Annotated in this window: 23 protein-coding genes; 11 read left to right on the forward strand and 12 right to left on the reverse strand. The window is 58.9% G+C overall.

Annotated elements, in window-relative coordinates; genetic code table 11:
* Nucleotides 1–2 precede the first annotated feature (2 nt).
* Together cydB and ACA067_RS03325 are read left to right on the forward strand one after the other, a co-directional pair.
* The gene (cydB, locus tag ACA067_RS03320) at nt 3–1,010 is read left to right on the forward strand and encodes a cytochrome d ubiquinol oxidase subunit II (RefSeq protein ID WP_497460601.1); all 1,008 of its coding nucleotides are present in this window, start codon (nt 3–5) and stop codon (nt 1,008–1,010) included.
* Between the two features lie 57 nt (nt 1,011–1,067).
* Nucleotides 1,068–1,235, forward strand: coding sequence for a DUF2474 domain-containing protein (locus ACA067_RS03325; RefSeq protein ID WP_064680606.1), 168 nt, complete (start codon nt 1,068–1,070; stop codon nt 1,233–1,235).
* 78 nt (nt 1,236–1,313) lie between these two features.
* Here the strand turns inward: ACA067_RS03325 and ACA067_RS03330 are convergent, their stop codons facing one another.
* Both ACA067_RS03330 and ACA067_RS03335 read right to left on the reverse strand, forming a co-directional pair.
* Nucleotides 1,314–2,438: a methyltransferase gene (locus ACA067_RS03330; RefSeq protein ID WP_497462719.1), complete on the reverse strand. Its 1,125-nt coding sequence runs from the start codon at nt 2,436–2,438 to the stop codon at nt 1,314–1,316.
* Between the two features lie 179 nt (nt 2,439–2,617).
* On the reverse strand, nt 2,618–3,349 hold the full coding sequence (locus tag ACA067_RS03335) for an autoinducer binding domain-containing protein (protein ID WP_497462720.1): 732 nt from the start codon (nt 3,347–3,349) through the stop codon (nt 2,618–2,620).
* Nucleotides 3,350–3,672: 323 nt separating this feature from the next.
* On the opposite strand from ACA067_RS03335, the gene ACA067_RS03340 reads away from it, so the two are divergent.
* Nucleotides 3,673–4,449, forward strand: a complete 777-nt coding sequence (locus ACA067_RS03340; protein ID WP_497460602.1) for a ferredoxin--NADP reductase — start codon at nt 3,673–3,675, stop codon at nt 4,447–4,449.
* A gap of 39 nt (nt 4,450–4,488) precedes the next feature.
* Here the strand turns inward: ACA067_RS03340 and mscL are convergent, their stop codons facing one another.
* Nucleotides 4,489–4,905: a large-conductance mechanosensitive channel protein MscL gene (gene mscL, locus ACA067_RS03345; RefSeq protein ID WP_497460603.1), complete on the reverse strand. Its 417-nt coding sequence runs from the start codon at nt 4,903–4,905 to the stop codon at nt 4,489–4,491.
* A 640-nt stretch (nt 4,906–5,545) separates the two neighbouring features.
* Between mscL and radA the strand changes: the two genes are divergently transcribed.
* Nucleotides 5,546–6,913: a DNA repair protein RadA gene (gene radA, locus ACA067_RS03350; RefSeq protein WP_064675792.1), complete on the forward strand. Its 1,368-nt coding sequence runs from the start codon at nt 5,546–5,548 to the stop codon at nt 6,911–6,913.
* A gap of 129 nt (nt 6,914–7,042) precedes the next feature.
* Here the strand turns inward: radA and ACA067_RS03355 are convergent, their stop codons facing one another.
* On the reverse strand, nt 7,043–7,411 hold the full coding sequence (locus ACA067_RS03355; protein WP_497460604.1) for a PilZ domain-containing protein: 369 nt from the start codon (nt 7,409–7,411) through the stop codon (nt 7,043–7,045).
* 158 nt (nt 7,412–7,569) lie between these two features.
* Between ACA067_RS03355 and ACA067_RS03360 the strand changes: the two genes are divergently transcribed.
* From ACA067_RS03360 to yjiA, 3 genes are all read left to right on the forward strand, one after another.
* The gene (locus tag ACA067_RS03360; RefSeq protein WP_497460605.1) at nt 7,570–9,636 is read left to right on the forward strand and encodes a carbon starvation CstA family protein; all 2,067 of its coding nucleotides are present in this window, start codon (nt 7,570–7,572) and stop codon (nt 9,634–9,636) included.
* Nucleotides 9,637–9,651: 15 nt separating this feature from the next.
* The gene (locus ACA067_RS03365) at nt 9,652–9,849 is read left to right on the forward strand and encodes a YbdD/YjiX family protein (RefSeq protein ID WP_054616680.1); all 198 of its coding nucleotides are present in this window, start codon (nt 9,652–9,654) and stop codon (nt 9,847–9,849) included.
* 163 nt (nt 9,850–10,012) lie between these two features.
* Nucleotides 10,013–10,984 (forward strand): GTPase, encoded by a 972-nt coding sequence (gene yjiA, locus ACA067_RS03370; RefSeq protein ID WP_497460606.1) that lies wholly within the window; start codon nt 10,013–10,015, stop codon nt 10,982–10,984.
* A 129-nt stretch (nt 10,985–11,113) separates the two neighbouring features.
* On the opposite strand, the gene ACA067_RS03375 is transcribed toward yjiA, so the two are convergent.
* From ACA067_RS03375 to ACA067_RS03385, 3 genes are all read right to left on the reverse strand, one after another.
* Nucleotides 11,114–11,842, reverse strand: coding sequence for a GntR family transcriptional regulator (locus tag ACA067_RS03375; protein ID WP_497460607.1), 729 nt, complete (start codon nt 11,840–11,842; stop codon nt 11,114–11,116).
* A gap of 26 nt (nt 11,843–11,868) precedes the next feature.
* Nucleotides 11,869–12,573 (reverse strand): FadR/GntR family transcriptional regulator, encoded by a 705-nt coding sequence (locus tag ACA067_RS03380; protein ID WP_338921726.1) that lies wholly within the window; start codon nt 12,571–12,573, stop codon nt 11,869–11,871.
* 67 nt (nt 12,574–12,640) lie between these two features.
* A complete protein-coding gene (locus ACA067_RS03385; RefSeq protein WP_497462721.1) occupies nt 12,641–13,969 on the reverse strand; it encodes a C4-dicarboxylate transporter DctA in 1,329 nt (442 codons plus the stop codon).
* A 2-nt stretch (nt 13,970–13,971) separates the two neighbouring features.
* On the opposite strand from ACA067_RS03385, the gene ACA067_RS03390 reads away from it, so the two are divergent.
* On the forward strand, nt 13,972–14,379 hold the full coding sequence (locus ACA067_RS03390) for a hypothetical protein (RefSeq protein ID WP_497460608.1): 408 nt from the start codon (nt 13,972–13,974) through the stop codon (nt 14,377–14,379).
* Here the strand turns inward: ACA067_RS03390 and glyA are convergent.
* Nucleotides 14,339–15,592, reverse strand: a complete 1,254-nt coding sequence (gene glyA, locus ACA067_RS03395; protein WP_497460609.1) for a serine hydroxymethyltransferase — start codon at nt 15,590–15,592, stop codon at nt 14,339–14,341. The two genes, ACA067_RS03390 and glyA, sit on opposite strands and share 41 nt — an antisense overlap.
* Nucleotides 15,593–15,958: 366 nt before the next feature.
* Between glyA and ettA the strand changes: the two genes are divergently transcribed.
* A complete protein-coding gene (ettA, locus tag ACA067_RS03400) occupies nt 15,959–17,623 on the forward strand; it encodes an energy-dependent translational throttle protein EttA (RefSeq protein WP_497460610.1) in 1,665 nt (554 codons plus the stop codon).
* A 349-nt stretch (nt 17,624–17,972) separates the two neighbouring features.
* Nucleotides 17,973–19,310: an NADP-specific glutamate dehydrogenase gene (gdhA, locus tag ACA067_RS03405; protein WP_497460611.1), complete on the forward strand. Its 1,338-nt coding sequence runs from the start codon at nt 17,973–17,975 to the stop codon at nt 19,308–19,310.
* Here gdhA and ACA067_RS03410 read toward each other — a convergent pair.
* From ACA067_RS03410 to ACA067_RS03425, 4 genes are all read right to left on the reverse strand, one after another.
* Entirely contained in the window at nt 19,307–19,801 is a 495-nt protein-coding gene (locus ACA067_RS03410; protein ID WP_497460612.1) for a GreA/GreB family elongation factor, read from the reverse strand. The genes gdhA and ACA067_RS03410 overlap by 4 nt on opposite strands.
* Nucleotides 19,802–19,871: 70 nt before the next feature.
* A complete protein-coding gene (locus ACA067_RS03415; RefSeq protein WP_497460613.1) occupies nt 19,872–20,228 on the reverse strand; it encodes a hypothetical protein in 357 nt (118 codons plus the stop codon).
* A 215-nt stretch (nt 20,229–20,443) separates the two neighbouring features.
* Nucleotides 20,444–22,297 (reverse strand): Lnb N-terminal periplasmic domain-containing protein, encoded by a 1,854-nt coding sequence (locus ACA067_RS03420; protein ID WP_497460614.1) that lies wholly within the window; start codon nt 22,295–22,297, stop codon nt 20,444–20,446.
* Between the two features lie 218 nt (nt 22,298–22,515).
* A complete protein-coding gene (locus ACA067_RS03425; protein WP_138964178.1) occupies nt 22,516–23,004 on the reverse strand; it encodes a DUF3015 domain-containing protein in 489 nt (162 codons plus the stop codon).
* A 274-nt stretch (nt 23,005–23,278) separates the two neighbouring features.
* On the opposite strand from ACA067_RS03425, the gene ACA067_RS03430 reads away from it, so the two are divergent.
* Entirely contained in the window at nt 23,279–25,717 is a 2,439-nt protein-coding gene (locus ACA067_RS03430) for a Lon protease family protein (RefSeq protein ID WP_497460615.1), read from the forward strand.
* Nucleotides 25,718–25,879: the final 162 nt, after the last annotated feature.

Raw genomic sequence — 25,879 nt, forward strand, 5'->3', positions numbered from 1 at the left:
TCATGGGTATTGATCTTCCGCTGATCTGGGCCGTGATCATCATCTTCGGCATCATGATGTACGTGGTCATGGACGGCTTCGATCTGGGCATCGGGATTCTCTTCCCGTTCATCCCGGGCAAGACAGACCGTGACGTCATGATGAATACCGTCGCGCCAGTCTGGGACGGTAACGAAACCTGGCTGGTGCTGGGCGGCGCGGCGTTGTTCGGCGCCTTCCCGCTGGCCTATTCGGTGGTGCTCTCGGCGTTGTACCTGCCGCTGATTTTCATGCTGATCGGGCTGATTTTCCGCGGCGTGGCCTTCGAGTTCCGCTTCAAGGCCAAGGACGACAAGCGCCACCTCTGGGACAAGGCATTCATCGGTGGTTCGATCGCCGCCACTTTCTTCCAGGGTGTGGCGCTAGGTGCGTTCATTGATGGGTTGCCGGTGGAAAATCGTCAGTTCGCCGGTGGCTCGCTGGACTGGCTGACGCCGTTCACGATGTTCTGTGGTGCGGCGCTGGTGGTGGCTTATGCGCTGCTCGGGTGCACCTGGCTGATCATGAAAACCGAAGGCAAGTTGCAAGAACAGATGCATGACCTGGCGCGGCCATTGGCGTTTGTGCTGCTGGCAGTGATCGGTATCGTCAGCATCTGGACGCCTTTGGCTCACGCCGACATCGCCGCTCGCTGGTTCAGCCTGCCCAACCTGTTCTGGTTCCTTCCTGTGCCGATTCTGGTGCTGGTCACCCTGTACGGGCTGATTCGTGCGGTAGCCCGCAATGCGCATTACACGCCGTTCCTGCTGACCCTGGTGTTGATTTTCCTCGGCTACAGCGGTCTGGGTATCAGCTTGTGGCCGAACATCGTGCCGCCCTCGATCTCGATCTGGGACGCCGCGGCACCGCCGCAAAGCCAGGGCTTCATGCTGGTGGGGACATTGTTCATCATCCCGTTCATCCTGGGTTACACCTTCTGGAGCTACTACGTATTCCGCGGCAAGGTCACCCACGAAGATGGCTACCATTAGAGAACACGATAATGGCGCAGGCCTGATGCCTGCGCCGTTTTAGAGGAGATCACGATGATGGCTGGCAAACATTCCCTGCAGGAAATCGAAGCCGCAGAGAAAAAGCCGCTGTGGCAACGACTGGGCTGGCTGGCGATGATCTGGACCGGCAGCGTGGTGGCGTTGTTCATCGTCGCGAGCCTGATGCGCATGTTCATGAACGCCGCGGGCTTGTCGACTCACTGATTTCGCAACATCCCATCCCGTTGCCTTGCGGCACGGATTTACAACCCTCCTTTAGCGGAGGGTTTTTTTTGCCTGAGATTATTTTCGGGCTTTGAGGATCACGAACTTGGGCGTGGCGGCCACTTGTTCGACGCCGCGAAACAGGCGCGCGAGCTTGCTGTGATAACCCAGGTGACGGTTGCCGACGATGTACAACGCGCCGCCCACCACCAAGGCTTCCCGTGCCTGCTGAAACATCCGCCAGGCCAGGAAGTCGCCGACCACCTGTTGCTGGTGAAACGGTGGGTTGCACAGCACCACGTCCAGAGACTGGGGTTCCTGCCCGGCCAACCCATCGCCGGCACGCACGATGACTGGCCGATCACCCAGCGCCTTGTGCCAGTTGTCGGCCGCCGATTGCACGGCCATGAACGACTCGTCCACCAGCGTGTAAAGAGCTTCAGGGTTTTGCAGAGCGCTGGCGATGGCCAGAACACCATTACCGCAACCGAGGTCGGCGACCCGCGCCGCGCCGAGGTTCCTGGGCAAGTGCGGCAGAAATGCCCGCGTGCCGATATCCAGCCCTTCGCGGCAGAATACGTTGGCGTGGTTGAGCAGTTCGATCGCAGGCTCGTCGAGTCGGTAGCGAGTCGGGTAGGGAGAGATAGCGGGAACCTTGGCTTCAGCGTCAGCGATCAACAGGCGGGCTTTCTTCACCGCCAGCGAGGCGTGCACCGGCCCGATGTAACGCTCCAGCAGATCGCCCGCAGCGCGGGGCAGATGCTTGATCATGGCGCCGGCAATCACTTGGGCGCCCGGTGCCAACTGACCTTGCAGACGGATCAGTTGCTCCTCCAGCAAGGCCAGGGTTTTCGGCACCCGGACCAATACCCGGTCAAACGGACCCGTGAGCGCTTCGCTGGCAGGGACGCTCGGCACCGCATCAAATGCCTGGCCGTTACGGATCAGATTCTTTTCCAGCCCTTGAAAGGCCAGGAACGAATCGCCGCTGCTGATCACCCGGACCTTGCCCTGCAGACTGGCGGCCAATGCGCCGAAGCTGTCGTTGAGCACCAACACTCGAGAGTCCGCGCCCGGTTGCTGTTCGGCCAGATAAATGAGCAGGTATTCATCCGCCGCATCAAACGCCTGCAGCGGTTCGTTCTGCTGTTCTGGCTGGCGGATCAGGTCAAGTCGGGCGAAGGGTGTTTCGAGCAAGGGCATGGCGCGGGGACTCTGGGAAATCAACAGGGGCAATCAACAGGTCTCCCGCGGCCTGGTAGGCTTTTGTTGCGCGCGAGACCCTCCGAGCGTACTGCGTCGTGAAGCTTCACACGCCATCACTCAGGAAGGACCGCAAATGGTACGTTTTTTTCTTTTGGATTACTCGCAGGTTTTATCGATCAACGCATTGCATTGCTGCTGAGATAGCCTTCCTTGGCTGCGGTGATGACTGCCGCAATCTTGTTGTTGACGCCGAGTTTCACAATCGCGCTCTGCACATGAAAATTGATGGTGCGCGGGCTGAGGTTGAGAATTCTGGCGCTCTCATACGCAGTCTTGCCATCGGCTGCCAGTTTCAATACGTCGATTTCCCTGTCGGTTAAATGCAGGGCGGGCGGTGTCTCGGCTTTTTTTGGCAAGGTCTGCGCGATCAGGGCATGCAGATGGCGGCCCATGAATACTGAGAAGCCAAGATGTTCATACAGCTCGAACGCAGTGATCGGACAATGGCTCCTCGCCAGGCTCAGAATACTGCAAAACCCGCGGTCCTCGTCATGAATGGCGTGTGACCATCCATGCTGAAGGCCCTGGGTTTCAAGCGCTTCCCACAGTGTTGGAACTGCAGCGAAGAGCTCTTCACTCCAAAGAACAGGCAATGTGGAGTGATTGCAATGAGCTACTACCGGGTCGATTACGCGCATTTGCTTCTGTTCATATTCCTTGTTCCAGGCAGCAGGGTAGTTGTTGAACTTGATAGTGTCGTATTGGTCGAGTTTAGTTTGATAAGTTGTTGAAAATGCGAAAAATTTGAATCCTATATTTTTCGCGAAGCCTAGTGCAATACGGTAGGCGGTATCGATCTCCGTCGTGCACGACAGTTGGTTTAATTGTGACTCCATCCACCTTTCCATCATGAGTCTCCATTGTCTTGCCGTTTGGTGCCAAATTGGATCCGAGATCCGGCACGCCTCGATTGTAGGACGAATCCTACGGCGTGGTGAGACTTTTTAGCTTGGCCGGTGCATTAAAATCTAAATATCCGGTTCTAACAAAACATGGAGTTTGAATGTCGCGTTTAATATGATTTGCCTGTTACTGAGTGAATGCAGGTAGTTGTGAAAAAAATGTGAATTCGATGTAGTCGCTTATCCTGGATAAAGGCACTACAAATCGTCGGTGTTTAATTGCCTTGCTTTGCGGGACACTGGACGCTATCAGTTGTATGGAGCGACCCATGACCGCCAGTGTAGAAAAATTCACGCGCCAGACCTTGCTCGACGTTCAGCCATTGACCCCGAACCTGTTTACCCTGCGGACCACCAGGGATCCGGGGTTTCGCTTTCGAGCGGGGCAATTTGCCCGGTTAGGCGTGACCAAGGCTGACGGCAGCACGGTATGGCGCGCTTACTCCATGGTTTCGTCACCCTATGACGAATTCCTCGAGTTCTTCTCAATCGTGGTACCGGGGGGGGAATTCACCAGTGAACTGAGCCGGCTGGAAGTCGGCGATACGTTGCTGGTCGACCGTCAGGCCTTTGGCTACCTGACACTGGATCGCTTTATCGACGGGCGTGACCTCTGGTTGTTGTCGACAGGCACCGGGTTGGCACCGTTCCTGTCGATTCTGCAGGACTTCGAGGTCTGGGAAAAATTCGATCGAATCATCCTGGTCTACAGCGTGCGCGAAGCCCGGGAACTGGCTTATCAGGAGCTGATTGCGGGCCTGGCGCAGCGTGACTATTTAGCGGAGCACGCACACAAGTTGCAGTTCATCACCACTGTCACTCGCGAGCAGTATCCTGGGGCCCTGAGTGGCCGGATCACCACGCTGATTGAAAAAGGTGAGCTGGAGCAAGCGGCCGGTGTGGCGCTGACGCCAGAGCATTCGCGGGTCATGCTCTGCGGCAACCCGCAGATGATCGATGACACGCGAAAACTGCTTAAACAGCGTCACATGCACTTGAGTCTCAACCGGCGACCCGGGCACGTGGCGGTGGAAAACTACTGGTAAAAAAACGGCTCCCGAAGGCGCCATTGTTGCCTGCACACATCAAGAAGGCCGATCGTTCTGGGTCTTCAGCAGGTCGCGGATCTCGCTCAGCAGCTCTTCTTCCTTGGTGGGGACCGGCGGCAGGGTTGGCGCAACGGCTTCTTCGCGCTTCAGGCGGTTGATGGCTTTGACGCCCATGAAGATCGCGAAGGCGACGATGATGAAGTCGATCATGCTCTGGATGAATTTACCATACGCCAGCACCACCGCCGGGACGTCCCCATTGGCGGCCTTGAGCGTGATGGCCAGGTCGCTGAAATCCACCCCACCGATCATCAGGCCAATGGGCGGCATGATCACGTCGCCGACGAACGACGAAACGATCTTGCCGAAGGCGGCGCCGATGATGATACCGACGGCCATGTCGACCACATTGCCTTTGACCGCGAAGGCCTTGAACTCATTGATCACGCCCATGGGTTATGTCCTTGTTACAGATGAGGTAGGTGCCAGCAGTGTAATTCAGCAAAATGCTTCTTGCTCGAAACACCTGCTTACAGTGCTCGCTTGCTATCGACCGGAACATCGGTAAAAAGTTTACAAAACGCCATCATTTGTGAGCGAGCTGAACCTGTGGGGCGGACCTTCCCAGGTGGATTTCGCTATCCCATTCGGTCATTTTTTCCGTCGCTCAATGGTTCGACTGGTCGCAGTGGAGCGCTTGAATCGGATAAAACAGGCGGTACCTGATTATGTCAGGGTAAGTGCAGAGATGTTTCACTGGTTCGCAGGGTTTAGATAAAGGCTCCTCGAAATATTCACGGGGCGAGGTCAAGGTTAGTCATATGCCGAGTAACGTTTATCCATTCGACTTGTTGTGGTGGCATTGTACGTTCAGACGTCAGGGAATAAGGGTTTGTATAAGTTTGATTGGTGTTTTATGGATAAAACCTGCTGTTGGTATGAGCGTAAGTGTGACGCTGTATAAGTTTTTCTGAGTTGTAATAGGTGCATGTACTTGGATGCCTTCAACTTGCTGTAGCCGATCCGTTGGGTAACTGCGTCGCGCTGATTCAGTCCAGCTGAGCTATCATCGCGGTTTTTGCCGGGAGTTCAGATGGCCAAGGCCAAGCGCATGTACGGCTGCACCGAGTGTGGCTCAACCTTTCCCAAGTGGGCCGGCCAGTGCGGTGAGTGCGGTGCCTGGAACACCCTGACGGAAACCATGGTCGAGAGCGGCGGCGCCGCAGCTCCCAGCGGTCGCACCGGCTGGACGGGTCAGCAGGCGCAGATCAGGACCCTGGCCGAAGTCAGCGTCGAAGAAATCCCGCGCTTCTCCACCGCTTCCGGCGAACTTGATCGCGTCCTGGGCGGGGGCCTGGTGGACGGTTCGGTGGTATTGATCGGCGGCGACCCCGGTATCGGCAAATCGACCATTCTGTTGCAGACCTTGTGCAATCTCGCCAAGAGCATGCCCGCCCTGTACGTCACAGGCGAAGAATCCCAGCAACAAGTGGCCATGCGCGCCCGACGTCTGGGCCTGCCTCAGGATCAATTGCGGGTCATGACCGAAACCTGCATCGAAACCATCATCGCCACGGCCCGGCAGGAAAAGCCCAAGGTCATGGTGATCGATTCGATCCAGACGATTTTCACTGAACAACTGCAATCGGCGCCGGGTGGTGTCTCCCAGGTTCGCGAAAGCGCAGCGTTGCTGGTGCGCTATGCCAAGCAGAGCGGTACGGCGATTTTCCTGGTCGGCCACGTGACCAAGGAAGGCGCATTGGCCGGGCCGCGGGTGCTGGAGCATATGGTCGACACTGTGTTGTATTTCGAAGGCGAGTCCGATGGGCGCTTGCGTCTGCTGCGGGCAGTGAAGAACCGGTTCGGCGCGGTCAACGAGCTGGGGGTGTTCGGCATGACCGACAAGGGCTTGAAAGAAGTGTCCAACCCGTCGGCGATTTTCCTCACCCGTGCGCAGGAAGAAGTGCCTGGCAGCGTGGTCATGGCGACCTGGGAAGGGACCCGGCCGATGCTGGTGGAAGTCCAGGCCCTGGTGGATGACAGCCACCTGGCTAACCCGCGTCGGGTAACGCTGGGGCTGGATCAGAATCGCCTGGCGATGTTGCTGGCAGTGCTGCACCGTCACGGCGGCATTCCGACCCACGATCAGGACGTGTTCCTCAATGTGGTCGGTGGGGTGAAGGTGCTGGAAACGGCCTCCGACCTGGCGCTGATGGCGGCGGTCATGTCCAGTTTGCGCAATCGGCCACTGCCGCATGATTTGCTGGTGTTCGGTGAGGTGGGTCTATCGGGCGAAGTGCGTCCGGTGCCGAGCGGCCAGGAGCGCTTGAAAGAAGCCGCCAAGCACGGCTTCAAGCGTGCCATCGTGCCCAAGGGCAATGCGCCGAAGGAGGCACCGCCGGGGTTGCAGATTATTGCCGTCACTCGCCTGGAACAGGCCCTCGACGCGTTGTTTGAATAAAATCCCGGTAGAACACGGTCCTGTGGGAGCGAGCCTGCTCGCGAAGACGATGTTACAGGCAGCATGAATGTTGAATGTGATGCCCTCTTCGCGAGCAGGCTCGCTCCCACATTGGGAAGTGCAGGGTCATCAAATCTCGATGAGTGCGCCCAATTCCCGCTCCAGCTCCTGCGGATTGCCCAGGTTGAGTTCGATCAAGCGCCGAAGACGCTCTATTGATTCCAGGCTGATGTGTTTGCAGACAAATCCAAGCTGGCCGTGATCTTCGTGGGTCAGCTGCACATCCATCTTGATGTCGATTTCATCGCTCAGATGAATGTCGACGAAAAAATCCTGCTCCCGATCCCCCAGCCACGTCTCGGGACGCTCGATCAGCACCCCCTTGAGGGACAAGTCGATCAGCTTCACCGGCCAGATAAACTCCCCCTGACCCAGTTCGGTTCGGGCATCGAAGGCAATACGTTTGAAGCGGCGGCGATCGGCAGGGTGCTCGCTCATGGCGCAATCCTCGAGATGTTCGCTGACTATAGACCTGTCACGGCAAAGCCTGCGAGCCAGGCAGGCGTCCAGACCACTATCGGGGTATGGCCTTTGTTGTCAGGCGAGCTAAACTCGGGATGGCTGTCTTTCTTGTCCACCCTGGCTGGAATCATAAAATGAAAAATAATAATAGCCTGCTACGCCACATACCCTGGCTGCTGCTGGCAATCGTGGGCGCGTGCGCGCTTGGCGTCGTGGCATTGCGCCGAGGCGAGGCGATCAACGCCTTGTGGATCGTGGTCGCCGCCGTGGCCATTTATCTGGTTGCGTACCGTTACTACAGTCTGTTCATCGCTAACAATGTGATGCAACTCGATCCGCGACGGGCCACCCCCGCCGTGATCAACAATGACGGCCTGGACTACGTGCCGACCAACAAACACATCCTTTTCGGTCACCACTTCGCCGCCATTGCCGGTGCGGGACCGCTGGTGGGACCGGTCCTGGCGGCACAGATGGGCTACCTGCCCGGTACGCTGTGGCTGATTGCCGGCGTGGTGCTGGCTGGCGCGGTGCAGGACTTCATGGTCCTGTTCCTGTCGACCCGGCGTAACGGCCGCTCCCTGGGTGACATGGTCCGCGAAGAAATGGGCCGTATCCCCGGCACCATCGCGCTGTTTGGCTGCTTCCTGATCATGATCATCATTCTCGCGGTGCTGGCGCTGATCGTGGTCAAGGCCCTGGCCGAAAGTCCGTGGGGCATTTTCACAGTGATGGCGACCATCCCGATCGCGATGTTCATGGGCATCTACATGCGCTACATCCGTCCGGGCCGCATCGGTGAAATCTCGGTGATCGGCGTGCTGTTGCTGCTGGGTTCGATCTGGCTCGGTGGGCAGATTGCTGCCGACCCGGTCTGGGCCAAGGCGTTCAGCTTCACGGGTGTGCAGATCACCTGGATGCTGATCGGCTACGGTTTCGTTGCTGCGGTATTGCCGGTGTGGCTGATTCTGGCCCCACGTGACTACCTGTCCACCTTCTTGAAAATCGGCACCATCGTCGCCCTGGCGATCGGCATTCTGATCACCATGCCCGATTTGAAAATGCCGGCATTGACCCAGTTCATCGACGGCACGGGACCTGTGTGGAAGGGCGGTCTGTTCCCGTTCCTGTTCATCACCATCGCCTGTGGTGCGGTCTCGGGTTTCCATGCGCTGATTGCTTCGGGCACCACGCCGAAACTATTGGCCAATGAAAGTCATGCCCGCTACATCGGTTATGGCGGCATGTTGATGGAGTCCTTCGTGGCCATCATGGCGATGGTTGCCGCTTCGGTGATCGAGCCGGGTGTGTACTTTGCCATGAACAGCCCGGCGGCGATTGTCGGTAGTGACGTGGTGTCTGTGGCGCAGATGGTCAGCAGCTGGGGCTTTGCGATTACGCCGGAAGCGCTGCAAGCGGTGGCCAAGGACATTGGTGAGACCACCATCCTGGCCCGTGCCGGTGGTGCGCCGACCCTGGCGGTCGGTATCGCGCAGATCCTGCACAGTGTCCTGCCGGGTGAAAACACCATGGCGTTCTGGTACCACTTCGCGATCCTGTTCGAAGCGCTGTTCATCCTCACCGCGGTGGACGCCGGTACCCGTGCCGGACGCTTCATGCTCCAGGATTTGCTCGGCTCCTTCGTGCCGGCGCTGAAACGCACCGAGTCCTGGACCGCCAACCTGATCGCCACCGCCGGTTGCGTAACCATGTGGGGCTGGTTGCTGTATCAGGGCGTGATCGATCCGCTGGGTGGCATCAACACCTTGTGGCCGCTGTTCGGTATCTCCAACCAGATGCTGGCCGGGATCGCATTGATGCTGGCGACCGTGGTGCTGATCAAAATGAAACGCCAACGCTACGTCTGGGTCACCATGCTGCCCGCGGTATGGCTGCTGATCTGTACCACCACCGCCGGCTTCATCAAGCTGTTCGACGCCAACCCGGCGATCGGTTTCCTGTCGCTGGCGAAGAAATACAGCGATGCCCTGGCCAATGGCCAGATCCTCGCCCCGGCCAAGGACATCACCCAGATGCAGCACGTGATCTTCAACGCCTACACCAACGCCACGCTGACGGCGCTGTTCCTGTTCGTGGTCTTCAGCATCCTGTTCTATGCACTCAAGGTCGGCATTGCCGCCTGGGGTACCAAGGAACGTACGGATAAAGAAGCACCGTTCCAGGCCCTGCCGGATGCTTGATCGAGGATTGCAAACATGTTCAATGACCTGAGTCGCCTGGGTAAATACCTCGGTCAGGCCGCGCGCCTGATGGTCGGCATGCCCGACTACGACAACTACGTCGAGCATATGCAAAACAAACACCCGGACAAACCGGTGATGAGCTACGAGATGTTCTTCCGCGAACGTCAGGAAGCGCGTTACGGTGGCAAGGGTGGGCCCAAGTGCTGTTGACCTGACGTCAGGTTGACGCAATACCTCTGTGGGAGCGAGCCTGCTCGCGAAGGCAATCTGTCAGTCGACACTGATGTTGACTGACACACCGCTTTCGCGAGCAGGCTCGCTCCCACATTTGTTGTTGTGTTGCTTTCTAATTTTGCGAAACAGGAGACTCCAGTTGTCCTCTCCCATCCCGGTCACAATCCTCAGCGGCTTCCTCGGCGCGGGGAAAACCACGCTGTTGCGCCACCTGCTCAAAGCCGGGCACGGCCTGAAAATCGCCGTGATCGAAAACGAATTCAGCGACGCCGGCATCGACACCCAACTATTGGGCGATGAACCGGTGCAAGTGATGACGTTGTCCAACGGCTGCGTCTGCTGCACCATCCATACCGACCTGACCAAAGCGCTGTACCTGCTGCTGGAACGCCTCGACAGCGGCGAAATCGCCTTCGACCGCCTGGTGATCGAATGCACCGGCCTGGCCGATCCGGCACCGGTGGCGCAAACCTTCTTCATTGACGAAGAGTTGCGCGAGCGTTACATCCTCGACGGCATCATCACCCTGGTGGACGCGGCGCACGCCGACACACACCTGACCCAGACCATCGCCCAGGCCCAAATCGGTTTTGCCGACCGCCTGCTGGTGAGCAAGCGCGATCTGGTGGACGAGGCGACCTTTACTGCATTGAGTGAGCGCCTGACCCGGATCAACCGTCGCGCGCCAATCCGCGTGGTCGACCACGGCAAGATCGACCTGGCCGAATTGCTCGATGTACGCGGTTTCAATCTCAACGCCGACCTCGGAGGCGGCGTGAGTTTGCGGCCCGTCAGCAAGGCGCCTTCCATCGACCGCATTTCCAGCCTGGTGCTACGTACCGACAAGCCGCTGGATATCGACAGGCTCAGCGAGTTCATGAACGAATTGCTGGAAGAGCATGGCAAGCAATTGCTGCGCTACAAGGGTGTGTTGAACATCGTTGGCGAGCCGCGGCGCATGGTGTTTCAGGGTGTCCTGAAGTTGTACGGGTTCGATTGGGATACCGAGTGGGCGGACGATGAAGTGCGCGAGAGTGTGATCGTGTTTATTGCCGATGATTTGCCGGAAGAGAAGATTCGTGAGGGGTTTGCCCGGGTGGCTGCTGAGTAGGCTAAAGATTTTCAGCGAGCTTTAGGCCGCTTTCGCGAGCAAGCCCGCTCCCACATTTGATCGGTGTTGCGCACTCTATCCGGGGCGACGCAGATCAAATGTGGGAGCGGGCTTGCTCGCGAAGGCGATTTAACCGGCAACACGATTCCGGCTGGGTATCGGTTGTGAGTTGAGAAATACAGCCTCCAGATGATCCAGATAACGGTTCAGCAATGTCACCGCCATCGCTGCATCGCCACAATCAACCGCATCCACTATCCCTTCGTGCACCTGCCATCCGCAATATTCCTCCACCTGAGCATCAAACTGCGCAATCGCCAACGAAGTCAGCGGCACCAGGCTGCCAAGAAAATGCGCCAAGGGTGCATTCCCCGCCATATCGGCCAATGCCAGATGAAATTCCCCAGCCAACCGAATCGCCGGGCCACGCTGGTCGCGCTCCAGGCACTGGCGTTGGCGCTTGACCAGTTCGCGCAGGCGTTGCACATCCTTTACTTGAGGCTGCTGGCAGGCAAGCTGTACCAAGGTGGTCTCGGTTAGCCGTCGGGCGTGCAGCGTCTGCCGGGTTTGTTCGGCATCCGGTGCGGCGACACGTGGCCGGTGATGGGTGCGCAGGATGATGACCTGCTGATGGGACAGCTTCTCCAGCACGCCACGCATGATGCTGCGGCTGATACCGAACATTTGCCCCAGGCTTTCTTCGGTGAACCGACTGGCGGGGGCGATGCGCTGCTCGAGAATGGCATCAAAGACTCGCGGGTAAACATCATCCACCGAGGGTTTCTCGCACTGAGCGCGGGAGAAGGGCACGGCCGTGAGTATGTCCCGGTTGTGTCGCGGTGAAGCGAAGCTATTCATGGCCTGTCTCCAGTTCGAAGAGTGGGTCAACTGACGAGATTATCGTCCGGGATGTTCAATTCGATGCCCATCCGCTGGCCTTCGCGAAGGATGTGCCGACGCATTTCGGCACTGGCCTGAGCGCTGTTTTTGCTGCGGATGGCCCGCACCACGGCTTCGTTTTCTTCGAGCCGTTCCGCCAGATGCTCCGGAGAATTGCGCAGCACTTCGGCGCTTTGCTTGAGGGCATTACTGGTCTGCTGCACCACACTCTGGAAGATCGGGTTCGAGGTCAGGGTGAACAGCTCTTCGTGGAACGCGATGTAGGCGTTCACCCCGGCTTCGCTGTCATTGGCCTCCAGGGCTTCGCGCATATCCATGAGTGTCAGGCGCAGTTGCCCGATCTCCTTGCTGCTGATGGACTGTGCCACCAGGCCGACAATGAACGGCTCGAGGGTATAACGCAGTTGCAGCACGTCTTCCAGGCTCGCCCCGGCCACCGCGCTGTCGTGACTCTGGCTGTCACTCAGATTGGCCTCCAGCACTACCACGCCTTTGCCAGGCATGGAGCGCACCAGTCCGAGGGTCTCCAGCACGGTCACTGCTTCACGCAGGCTCGGGCGGCTGATGCCCAGTTGTTCGGCCAGTTCCCGTTGCCCCGGCAGCATTTCACCGGAGCGCCACTGACCACGGGCCAGAGCGGCCCGAAGTTTTTCTACGACTGAATTCACAACGGTCGACGAGGTGATCACTGTTCGCTCCATGAGCATCCAAAACGGTAGATGGCCGTACCTGCCCGCGGGCAGGCACGGCGATTATTCAAAATTCCTGCTGATGTGCCGGGCCGACAGGTTTTCTCGGCTGGAAGGTATAACCCAGCTGACCGGAAAGTACTTTGTTCGCCCGTTCGATATCGATGTCTTTTTCCCAGCGCGCGATGGCCACCGTGGCGACGCAGTTGCCGATCAGGTTGGTCAGCGCCCGGCCGATGCCCATGAACCAGTCCACCGCCAGCACCAGCACCAGGCCTACCACCGGGATCGCCGGGATCGCCGTCAGGGTCGCCGCGAGAATCACCAGCGCCGAGCCGGGAATGCCATGGGCACCTTTGGAGGTGATCAGCGACACCAGCAGAATCGTCAACAGATCGGTCATGGCCAGCGGCGTGCCGGTGGCGTTGGCGATGAACACGATAGCCAGGGTCAGATAGATCGAGAAACCGTCCAGGTTGAACGAGTAACCCGTAGGAATCACCAGGCCGACTGTCGAACTGCCGATGCCCAGATGCTCCAGCTTGCGCATGATTTGTGGCAGCACGGCGTCGGAAGAGGCGGTCCCCATTACGATCAGCAGTTCTTCGCGCAGGTACTTGAGCAATGGCCACATCCGCAGGCCGGACAGGCGCATCACCAGCCCTAGAATCAACGACACGAACGCCACGCAGGTCAGGTAAAACAGGCCGACCAGACTGCCCAGGTGTTGCAGCGAGTCCAGGCCATATTTGCTGGTAGTGAAGGCAATCGCACCGAAAACACCGATCGGCGCCAGGCGCACAATCATGCCCATGATGCGGAAAATTACGTGGCTCAGCTCATTGATCAGCCGGGAAATACCGGAAGCCGCTTCACCCACCAGGTTCAGCGCGCTGCCGAACAACACGGAAAACAGCAGGACCTGCAAAATGTTGTTGTCGGCAAAGGCGCCGATCACCGAGGTCGGGATCAGGTCCATCAGGAACTGCGTGGTGGTGTGCATGTGCTGGCCGCGCTGGGCGATGTCACCCATGTCGGCAGCGGAAAGCTGATCCAGATGAATGTTCGCGCCGCTGCCGATGCCGGTGCTGAAGGCGAAGACCAGGCCGATCACCAGAGCGATGGTGGTCAGGACTTCAAAGTAGATCACTGATTTCAGGCCGATGCGTCCGACCTTCTTCAGGTCGCCGGCACCGCTGATGCCGCTGACCACCACGCAAAACACGATCAGACCGATGAGCATCTTGATCAGTTTGATGAAGCCATCGCCGAGCGGTTTGAGCTGGGCGGAGTATTCAGGAAGGGTCAGTCCGCAGACGATGCCGAGCACCAGTCCGAGAACCACTTGGAGGAAGATTGAGCGCGAGCACCATCTGAGCATGGGAGGAGTCCTGATCGGTGTCCTGGCTGCCGTGCGCTCAAGCGCATCAGATTCAGGACTTAATTATTGTGGTCTTACCGGTATGTCCAGTGCAGGCGCAGTGTAGGCTGGTTTTTTTCGGTATTACAAGCGGAAAAAGAAAAATCGGCATGACCGGTCTGACCGGTTGCCAAAGTCGTGTAGGAGCTGCCGAAGGCTGCGATCTTTTGACCTTGATTTTGGCGCCCAGGAAACCGATGCAGATCAAGATCAAAAGATCGCAGCCTGCGGCAGCTCCTACCAAGATCGCGTCCAGCCGTCATATCGAAAGTGAGGAATTTCAGACGAAAAAAAAACCGGCCATCTCTGGCCGGTTTTTTCATTGCTTGCGGTTTAGCGGACTGATTAAGCGCCGTACACCGGCAGCTTCTTGCAGATGGCCTTGACCTTCTCGCGAACGGCGTCGATCACCGCTTCGTTGTTCAGGTCCGCCAGGATGTCGCAGATCCAGCCAGCCAGTTCCTTGCACTCTGCTTCCTTGAAGCCACGAGTGGTCACGGCCGGAGTACCGAAGCGCAGGCCGGAGGTGACGAACGGGGAGCGTGGATCGTTTGGCACGGAGTTTTTGTTCACGGTGATGAACGCCTTGCCCAGCGCGGCGTCGGCGTCCTTACCGGAGATTTCCTGCTTGATCAGCGACAGCAGGAACAGGTGGTTTTCAGTACCGCCGGAGACCACGTCGAAACCGCGCTCGATGAACACGCTGGCCATGGTCTGGGCGTTTTTCACCACTTGTTGCTGATAGGTCTTGAACTCAGGCTGCAGTGCTTCCTTGAAGCAGATCGCTTTAGCGGCGATCACGTGCTCCAGCGGGCCACCCTGGGCGCCCGGGAATACCGCGGAGTTCAGCTTCTTCTCAATGTCGGCGTTGGCGCGAGCCAGGATCAGGCCGCCACGTGGACCGCGCAGGGTCTTGTGGGTGGTGGTGGTCACGACGTCAGCGAATGGAACCGGGTTCGGGTAGACACCAGCGGCGACCAGACCAGCTACGTGGGCCATGTCGACGAACAGGTAAGCGCCCACTTTGTCGGCGATAGCGCGAAAGCGCGGGAAGTCCAGGATCTGCGAGTAGGCAGAGAAACCGGCCACGATCATTTTCGGCTTGTGCTCGACCGCCAGACGCTCGACTTCGTCGTAGTCGATCAGGCCGTTGGCATCGATACCGTACTGCACGGCGTTGTACAGCTTGCCGGAGGACGAAACGCTGGCACCGTGGGTCAGGTGACCGCCGTGGGCCAGGCTCATGCCCAGGATGGTGTCGCCCGCTTGCAGCAGGGCCAGGTACACGGCGCTGTTGGCTTGGGAACCGGCGTGCGGCTGAACGTTGGCGTAATCGGCGCCGAACAGTTCCTTGGCGCGGTCGATCGCGAGTTGCTCGACCACGTCGACGAACTCGCAACCACCGTAGTAGCGCTTGCCCGGGTAGCCTTCGGCGTACTTGTTGGTCAGTACCGAGCCTTGAGCTTCCATCACCGCAGGGCTGGTGTAGTTTTCCGAAGCGATCAGCTCAATGTGCTCTTCCTGGCGCTGAGCTTCTTGCTCCATGGCGGCGAAGAGATCGGCGTCGTACTTGGCAATAGTCAAATCACGGCTGAACATGGCGGTCCTCAAGGATCGGGGGCAGAAAAGGGGGGCATTCTAACCCAATGGGTTTTAGATGGCATATGAAAGGACATCATGTCGCAGACAAGTGGTGTTCATGCGGGGATCGGCGACGCGCACTATAAGCCGGACGCCCGGAGGGGGGGCTGGCATGTCTTGGGTTGTGGCAAAGTGCCAGTCCTGCCCGGCTGGACTGCCTTTCGTCATTCAGGTAGCTTTGCCGGTTACGCGGAGCGTTCCAGCTCCTAAACTCAGACTTTTTCAGCGCGCACGCATTGGTCCACATCAAGCGGCAATGCGCACAGTCTGGCCGGGCATCGCCTGCGCTCCAATCATTCATCAGTCACTGACCCAAGGTTCTCCATGGCTCAATACGTCTTCACCATGCATCGGCTGGGTAAAGTTGTTCCGCCGAAGCGGGAAATCCTGAAAAACATTTCGCTGTCGTTCTTCCCGGGCGCCAAGATTGGCGTACTCGGTCTTAACGGCTCGGGTAAATCCACGCTGTTGAAAATCATGGCGGGCGTCGATACCGAGTTCGACGGTGAAGCCCGTCCGATGCCGGACCTGAACATCGGCTACCTGCCGCAAGAACCGATCCTGGACCCGATCAAGACCGTGCGTGAAGTGGTCGAGGAAGCGGTCAGCGTGATCAAGAACGCCCAGGCACGCCTGGACGAGGTCTACGCGGCTTACGCTGATGAAGATGCCGACTTCGACAAGCTCGCGGCAGAGCAGGCCAAGCTCGAAGCCATCCTGCAAGCCAGCGACGGTCACAACCTGGATCGCCAACTGGAAGTCGCCGCCGATGCGCTGCGTCTGCCAGCGTGGGATGCCAAGGTCGAATTCCTGTCCGGTGGCGAGAAGCGTCGAGTGGCCCTGTGCCGTCTGCTGCTGTCCGCGCCGGACATGCTGCTGCTCGATGAACCGACCAACCACCTGGACGCCGATTCCGTCGCCTGGCTGGAGCACTTCCTGCACGACTTCCCGGGCACTGTGGTCGCGATCACGCACGACCGTTACTTCCTGGACAACGTTGCGGGCTGGATCCTCGAACTCGACCGCGGCGCCGGTATCCCGTACGAGGGCAACTATTCGGGTTGGCTTGAAGCCAAGTCCAATCGTCTGGCTGCCGAATCCAAGCAGCAGTCGGCCCACGAAAAAGCCATGAAGGAAGAACTGGAGTGGGTGCGCCAAGGCGCCAAGGCCCGCCAGTCCAAATCCAAGGCTCGTCTGCAACGCTTCGAAGAAATGCAGTCGCAGGAATTCCAGAAGCGCAGCGAAACCAACGAGATCTACATCCCGGCCGGTCCGCGCCTGGGCGACAAGGTCATCGAGTTCAAGAACGTCTCCAAGGGCTATGGCGATCGCGTGTTGATCGACAACCTGTCGTTCTCTATGCCTAAAGGCGCCATCGTTGGCGTGATCGGCGGTAACGGCGCCGGTAAGTCGACCCTGTTCCGCATGCTGATGGGCAAGGAAACACCGGATTCGGGCACCATCGAAGTCGGCGAAACCGTGCAGCTTGCTTGTGTGGATCAGAGCCGCGAAGACCTGGACGGCAGCAAGACTGTGTTCCAGCAAATCTCCGAGGGTTCGGATCAGATCCGCATCGGCAACTATGAGATCCCGTCGCGTACCTACGTCGGGCGCTTCAACTTCAAAGGCGGCGATCAGCAGAAGTTCGTCAAGGACCTGTCCGGTGGTGAGCGCGGTCGCTTGCACCTGGCGCTGACCTTGAAAGAGGGCGGCAACGTCCTGCTGCTCGACGAACCGTCCAACGACCTCGACGTTGAAACGCTGCGTTCCCTGGAAGAAGCCCTGCTGGACTTCCCGGGCGCCGCCATTGTGATCTCTCACGATCGGTGGTTCCTTGACCGAGTCGCGACGCACATCCTGGCGTACGAAGACGACTCGCAAGCCGTGTTCTTCGAAGGCAACTACACCGAGTACGAAGCCGATCGTCGCAAGCGCCTGGGCGAAGCGGCTACCCAGCCACATCGTGTACGGCACAAGAAACTGGCCTGATTTCGGGTTGGTTGCATGAAAAGCGGAGCCTTCGGGGCTCCGTTTTTTTTTGGGGATTCAGATAGACCGCGGCGCGGCCTTCGCCGGCAAGCCGGTCTCGCTCCCACAGTCGATCGCATTTCAATGTAGGAGCGAGCCTGCTCGCGAAAGCGGTAGATCAGGGGGGGTGCAAAACTAAACTTGCGAATCCCTGTAACGGTGCAAAAACATCGGTAAAACGGATTAATTTATATCCAATGCACCATTTAATTTCACATTCGCGACATTTGGCGCTGTCATGGTGCGCGATCAGTTTGTTAAAGTCCGGCCCAATCTCTTCCAACGACAACAAATTTGCCGAGACTTTTCCATGATCGAATCCGTCGAATCCTTCCTTGCCCGCCTGAAAAAGCGCGACCCTGACCAACCCGAATTCCATCAGGCCGTGGAAGAGGTCCTGCGTAGCCTCTGGCCGTTTCTTGAAGCCCATCCGCACTATCTAACCTCCGGCATTCTGGAGCGCATGTGCGAGCCGGAGCGGGCGATTGTTTTCCGGGTGTCCTGGGTCGATGATCAGGGCAAGGTACGGGTCAATCGCGGTTTCCGTATCCAGATGAACAGCGCCATCGGCCCTTACAAGGGCGGTTTGCGTTTCCATCCTTCAGTGAACCTCGGCGTATTGAAGTTCCTCGCATTCGAACAGACCTTCAAAAACTCGCTGACCTCGTTGCCCATGGGGGGCGGCAAGGGCGGTTCGGACTTCGACCCGAAAGGCAAAAGCGACGCTGAAGTCATGCGTTTCTGCCAGGCCTTCATGAGCGAGTTGTATCGTCACATCGGCGCGGACGTTGACGTTCCCGCCGGTGATATCGGCGTCGGTGCCCGGGAGATCGGTTTCCTGTTCGGCCAGTACAAGCGCCTGAGCAACCAGTTCACCAGCGTGCTGACCGGCAAGGGCCCGAGCTACGGTGGCAGCCTGGTTCGCCCGGAAGCCACCGGTTTTGGCTGTGTGTACTTCGCTGAAGAAATGCTCAAGCGCAGCGGCGAAACCGTGGAGGGCAAGCGCGTCGCCATCTCCGGTTCCGGCAACGTTGCCCAATACGCAGCACGCAAGGTCATGGACCTGGGCGGCAAAGTGATCTCCCTGTCGGACTCCGAAGGCACTTTGTACTGCGAGGCTGGTTTGACCGAGGAACAATGGCTGGCGCTGCTGGAGTTGAAGAACGTCAAGCGTGGACGGATCAGCGAGTTGGCCAGCGGTTTTGGCCTGGAGTTCCGTGCTGGCCAGTGCCCGTGGGAGTTGGCCTGCGATATCGCGTTGCCGTGCGCCACCCAGAATGAACTCGACCTCGAGGCCGCCCGCGCGCTGTTGCGCAACGGTTGTGTCTGTGTAGCGGAAGGCGCGAACATGCCGACCACCCTGGAAGCGGTGGATCTGTTCATCGAGGCGGGTATTTTGTTCGCCCCGGGCAAGGCCTCCAACGCCGGTGGTGTCGCGGTGAGCGGACTGGAGATGTCACAAAACGCCATGCGCCTGCTGTGGACCGGTGGTGAAGTGGACAGCAAGCTCCACGCCATCATGCAATCGATCCACCACGCTTGCGTGCATTACGGCGAAGAAGACGGCCGGATCAACTACGTCAAAGGCGCGAATATCGCCGGCTTCGTCAAAGTCGCCGACGCCATGCTCGCCCAAGGTGTGGTTTAAGCCGGCTCGATTCGGATGATCTCGATCCGCTGATCGCCGGCCGGGCGTTGCCACAGCACCTCGTCACCGAGTTGCGCCCCGAGTAACGCCCGGCCCAGTGGCGAACCCCAGTTGATCAGGCCTGCCGCAGCGTCGGCCTGATCCTCGCCGACCAGTTGCACCCTTTGCTCGCCATCGTTTTCATCGACGAACGTCACTCGGCTGCCGATCTGCACTTTTTGGGTCGAACTGGCGGTAGTCACTACCTGAGCGCTTTGCAGTCGCTGGTTGAAATACCTCAAATCCCGCTCAAGGTCGGCCAGGCGCTGCTTGTCTGCCTGTTCACCTTTGGCCGATTGCTCACTGTGCAACTGTTGCAGTTCAGCGACTTTCGCCTGCAACTGGGCCAGGCCCGTGGGTGTGACGTAATTGGGCTGATCACTGACCTGCCGTTCGACCGGCTGGTCGGCTTGCGCGGCGGCGTTATCTTCATTGACGAAGGCACGACTCATGGTTTTCTCCCGTTATTGGGTTTGGGCCATGGTCGCAGGCTTTTAGTTTCGACGGATGCCTGTCAGCGACTTATTGGGAGCGATAGGCACGGGCGGCGTCCTGATCTTTTTGCTGCTGCCAGGCTTTTTCCCGCTCATCCCAATGATGGCTGCGATAGTCCTCGCGGTCCTCGCTTTCGCGCATGGCCTGGCACTGGCGGAAGCCATCGCTCCAGCCTTCGGCATACTGCTTGTCCTTGAGGTAGCGCGGGACGTTCTTGCGGAACTCACCGGTGATTGCCCCGGCGGCTTGCCGGCCGCTGCTGCAGCCATCATCGAAGCCATCGGCGAATGCCGGCGGGTAACCCTTGGCGATCAAGTCTTCATGGGTCGTCTGGCAACCTGTGATCAACATCAACAAACCCACCACACCTACGCAACGCCACATCTCGGACTCCCGGGCCGTTCAACGGCCTATAGGAGAAGTCTAGGAGTGGATTCGTGAGGCGTTTGTGAAAGGCCCGTGATTAATCCGTTGGGGAGCGCAAATCCCCTGTGGGAGCGAGCTTGCTCGCGATGAGGGACTCACATTCAACAACTGTATCGGCTGACAGTCAGCTATCGCGAGCAAGCTCGCTCCCACAGGGATGGTGGTCTGTCAGGTCAGTAGTGATACCACTTCAGCTCAAGCATCACTTCGTTCTCGGGTGAGGCCAGGTGGCTGAATTCACGCTGTGCGCTCAGACGAAGCCCCAGGTTGCGCGACAACTCCCACTGTTGATTCAGACTGACGCTACGGCGCACTTCACCATTGGTGAAGAAGTCTCCCTTGGTCTCCAGGCTGAAGTTGCCCAGCGGGTTTTTCCACAGCAGGCCGCTGTTGAAACCGGCCGCTGGGGCAATGAAGCCTGCAAAGTCATTGTTGTGCTCCACGCGCACGGTGCCCAAGGCAAAACCGAGCATGTCGTCGCCCAGTTGCCAGGTACCACCGCCACCGCCGTTGACGTGGCTGACCAGGGTTTCGTCGTCGTGCTTGCCCGGCACGCGCTCCAGGCCGCCGGTGACTTGCCACGAGAGCGGTTGCAACAGCTCATTGCGCGGGGTCAGGGAGCGGATGGTCGCCAGGTCCAGTTGCTGCAGCTGCCACTGATTGCCTTCGTACTGGCGCAGTTTCATCTGCAGGATTTCAATCTGCGCACCGAGCGGGAAACTCTCAGCGTTGTCGTTAAGGTCGTGATAGGCCATGCGCAGGCCGTATTCGCCGAAAGCCTTGTCGCCCCGAGTGCCGATCCCCGCCTGCCAGGTGCGGGATTCATGGCCGTCCTCGGGCAGGCCGGGTTGCGGGATGTCCAGCTCCGGTGCCGGATTCTGGTTGATCGCCCGCAGCAGTTCGAAACTGCGCTGTGCCCGTTGCGGGTCGCGTTCCTGGCCGTTGGCGCGGTAGCGCTCCAGTCGGTACGCGGCATCGATGATCAGCGCCTGGCGGTCGCGGGCTTGAGCCTTGAACGCCGGGGTTTGCAATTGCTTCTGGTCGGCGCTGACCTTCAACACCCACTGCTGCTCTTTATCGGTCAAGGGTTCGGCGCGGCTGAGCAATTCACGTTCCCGCGACGGACGATACTCAATGGATTCCACCAGCCCGGCTTCTTTCACGGCCTTGACGGTGTCGGTGGGAATCGCGGTCAGTGGGAATTGTTCGGTCAGTCGCAGGCTCGGGCGGGCCACCTGCAGCAGTTCCAGCAGGCGATAAGAGCAGTTTTCGTCGAAGAAGAAATAATCGAACTGGATCTGTTTCAGTTCCCAGACATGCTCGACCATGCGCTCGGTTTCTTGTTGAGTCAGATTCAGCCGGTATTCCCACAGGTCACGGTTTTCGAGACTGCGGTACTCCGAGAGTTTTTCCTGGTAAGGCACCAGTGCAAACAGGCCCGGATAGCCGCCCATCAAGCCTTTCCAGGCATACAGGATGCTGTTGTCCGAGCCTTCGATGTAGGCACCGAAGTTGATCGCGTAACTGAGCAAGGCGGTTTGATCGCGCTGCACGTCAGCCTGATCGATGCGCAGCAGGGTATGGCCGAACATCGATGAGGGGCTGTTCAGATAGGCCGCGGGGAAAATCATCACCGCGCTGTGGGGCGAGACATCCTTGAACCATTGCTTGAATTCGCTGCAGTCCAGCGCCGGCAGATCGTTCAGGTCGAGCTGCACCTTCAGCCAGCGGGTGCGGGCGGGATAGACGCATTGTGCATGCTGTTCGCCGGCACTTGCGGGGGCGTACAGCGCCTGGACCGTCGCGGCAAGCTCACGGTCGGGGTGTTCGTTGCCGTCGGGAGCGAGGAAGAATTTCCTGTCACTGACATAGCTGCGCCAGCCGCCGAGCTTGGCGGTTTCGTAATGGCCCAGGGATATCCAGAAAGGGTCGTTGGCCAGTTGCTGCAAACGTTGATTGTCAATGTGTGGCGCGGCAGACAGCGGGGCACAGACACAGAGCGCCAGCCAGGCAAGGCGTTTGAGCATAGTGGGCAACTTAATCTGATAAAAACAAAGACCCGGCGCGGTTTATGCCGTTTGCCCGTAGGAGCTGTCGAGTGAAACGAGGCTGCGATCTTTTGATCTTTAAAGCAAAGATCGCAGCCTCGTTTCACTCGACAGCTCCTACAGTGATTGGCATTACCCAAAGAGGGGCAGGTCCAAAAAATAAAGCCCGCTCCCCAAAAGGTGCGGGCGGGTCGAGCTTAAGCTTGAGTGGCGTACTTGACCAGACGAGGATCGTTTTTCAGGACGGCCAGGGTGTTGGTATGCACGTCTTCAGCGGTCACGTCAGCCTTGCTGAAGATCTGCTGGAAGTGCTCGTGAGTCACGGCGGCGAAGTGCGCACGGTCTTCCGGCGCCACGCCCAGTACCACGGCGTAAGTGGTCAGCGCTTCGCCCTGACCTTTAGCCATGTCTTCGGACAGCTCGTTCATCATGCCATTCATGGCCAACCAGGATTTGCCGCCATAGGTCAGCGACGCATTAGTCGAGCAACCGTTGGTACCGGAGGTCATACCGAAGGTCGCGTTGCCGGAAGTGCCGTTGGTGGTGGATGCCAGGAAGTGAGCCGGGGTGCCACGCTGACCTTCGAACAGCATGTTGCCCCAACCGCAATCCGGGCCGCCTGGCGCCTGAGCCATGGCGTTGATGGATACAACGGTGAAGAGAGTACCGAGAAGAATCCGTTTCATAGCTATGTTCTCTTTGTGTGCATACCAATGGACAGGGTCTGGCCCGATCTGGCGCCAGTGGGCCGGTTATTGTTCCAGCCGCGCAGTTTGGAGTTTAGGCACGTTCCAGGGGTTCCGTGATTTTTTGCAATACATTCGTTGAAAACATTGATCTAGGCCCGGTCCGGCTGGAGATGTCACTTTGACTATGCTTTGGCTTGAGGCGCGCCTTGCAAGTGAACCATGGGCAGCGCCAGAATGCCGCTATCTGCCCCGCCTGATGTAAGGAAGCCCGATGCCTGATCCTGTTGCTGCCAGCTTGCGTCTAGCGCCCGAAGCGCTGACCCGTCCGTTTTCCGCTGAACAGTTCAGCTTCTCTACCACCAATGATCTGGAGCCCTTCCGCGGTGTGCTTGGCCAGGAACGTGCGGTCGAAGCATTGCAGTTCGGTGTGGCCATGCCACGCCCCGGTTACAACGTATTCGTCATGGGCGAGCCCGGCACTGGCCGGTTTTCGTTCGTCAAACGCTACCTGAAGGCCGAAGGCAAACGCCTGCAGACCCCGGCGGACTGGGTCTACGTCAACAATTTCGAGGATCCTCGCGAGCCGCGCGCCCTGGAATTGCCCTCAGGCACCGCCGGTGCCTTCATCGATGACATCAACGGTCTTATCGATAACCTGCTGGCGACTTTCCCGGCCGTGTTCGAGCACCCGTCGTACCAGCAGAAGAAGAGCGCCATCGACCGCGCTTTCAATCAGCGCTATGACAAGGCATTGGACGTGATCGAGCGCCTGGCGCTGGAGAAAGACGTCGCGCTGTACCGCGACAGCAGCAACATCGCCTTCACCCCGATGTTTGAAGGCAAGGCCGTGGACGAAGCGGAATTCGCCCAGTTGCCGGAAGTCGATCGCGAGCGTTTCCACGACGACATTTCGTGGCTGGAAGAGCGGCTGAACGAAGAACTCGCCAGCCTGCCGCAGTGGAAGCGCGAGTCGAGCAATCTACTGCGTCAGCTCAACGAAGAAACTATTACCCTGGCCTTGCAGCCACTGCTTGCGCCGCTGTCGGAAAAGTATGCGGAAAACGCCGCTGTTTGCGGCTACCTGCAAGCGATGCAGGTGTACCTGCTCAAGACCGTGGTCGAGCAACTGGTGGATGACAGCAAGCCTGATGCGGTCGCGCGCAAACTGCTGGAAGAGCAATACGCCCCGAGCCTGGTGGTCGGTCATCCGTTCAGCGGCGGTGCGCCAGTGGTCTTTGAGCCGCACCCGACTTACGAAAATCTGTTCGGCCGCATCGAGTACACCACCGATCAGGGCGCGCTTTACACCACGTATCGCCAGTTGCGTCCGGGTGCGCTGCACCGCGCCAACGGTGGCTTCCTGATTCTCGAAGCGGAAAAAATGCTCAGCGAGCCGTTCGTGTGGGATGCGCTCAAACGCGCTCTGCAATCGCGCAAGCTGAAAATGGAATCGCCGCTGGGCGAGATGGGCCGTTTCGCCACCGTAACCCTTACGCCGCAACACATTCCGTTGCAGGTCAAAGTGGTCATCATCGGCGCCCGGCAGCTGTACTACACGCTGCAAGACCTCGATCCGGACTTCCAGGAGATGTTCCGCGTCCTGGTGGATTTCGACGAAGACATTCCGATGGTCGACGAAAGCCTGGAACAGTTCGCCCAGTTGCTGAAGACCCGCACCTCCGAAGAGGGCATGGCACCGCTGACCGCCGATGCGGTGGCGCGCCTGGCGACTTACAGCGCGCGCCTGGCCGAACACCAGGGGCGTTTGTCGGCACGGATCGGTGATCTGTTCCAGCTGGTCAGCGAGGCGGATTTCATTCGCCACCTGGCGGCTGACGAGATGACCGACGCCGGGCACATCGAGCGTGCACTCAAAGCGAAGGCCACCCGCACCGGGCGCGTTTCGGCGCGGATTCTCGATGACATGCTGGCCGGAATCATCCTCATCGACACGGACGGTGCAGCCGTTGGCAAATGCAACGGGCTGACGGTACTGGAAGTGGGTGACTCGGCCTTCGGGGTGCCGGCGCGGATTTCCGCCACGGTCTATCCGGGTGGCAGCGGCATCGTCGACATCGAGCGCGAGGTCAACCTCGGCCAGCCGATTCACTCCAAGGGCGTGATGATCCTCACCGGGTATCTGGGCAGCCGTTACGCCCAGGAATTCCCCCTGGCGATTTCCGCGAGTATCGCCCTGGAGCAATCCTACGGTTACGTCGATGGCGACAGTGCATCGCTGGGCGAGGCCTGCACCCTGATTTCGGCTCTGTCGAAAACCCCGCTCAAGCAGTGCTTTGCGATTACCGGCTCGATCAACCAATTCGGTGAAGTGCAGGCGGTGGGCGGGGTCAACGAGAAAATCGAAGGCTTCTTCCGACTCTGCGAAGCCCGCGGACTGACCGGTGAGCAGGGAGCGATCATTCCGCAGGCCAACGTTGCCACGCTGATGCTCGACGAGAAGGTGCTGGCCGCAGTGCGCGCGGGGCAGTTCCATGTGTACGCGGTACGCCAGGCCGACGAGGCGCTGAGCCTGCTGGTCGGTGAGCCGGCGGGTGCGCCGGACGAAAATGGCGAGTTCCCTGAAGGCAGCGTTAATGCGCGGGTGGTGGAGCGTTTGCGCGTGATCGCGGAAATGATCAGCGACGAAGATCTCAAGGAAGCCGAGAAGGAGATGGCGCAGGAAGCCTTGGTGGAAACGAAACCGGCCTGACGTACACCTGACTTGAAATCATGTAGACCCCCTGTGGGAGCGAGCTCGCTCCCACAGGTTTTTGTGTATTGGCAAAATCGACATTCCACCTCAAAAGTGCCATCAGTCTGGCGTCAATGTTCGCACAATGACCATTCGGCGCCTTGTGGTCTTACTTGACGT

The organism is Pseudomonas sp. LBUM1674 (assembly GCF_059695635.1).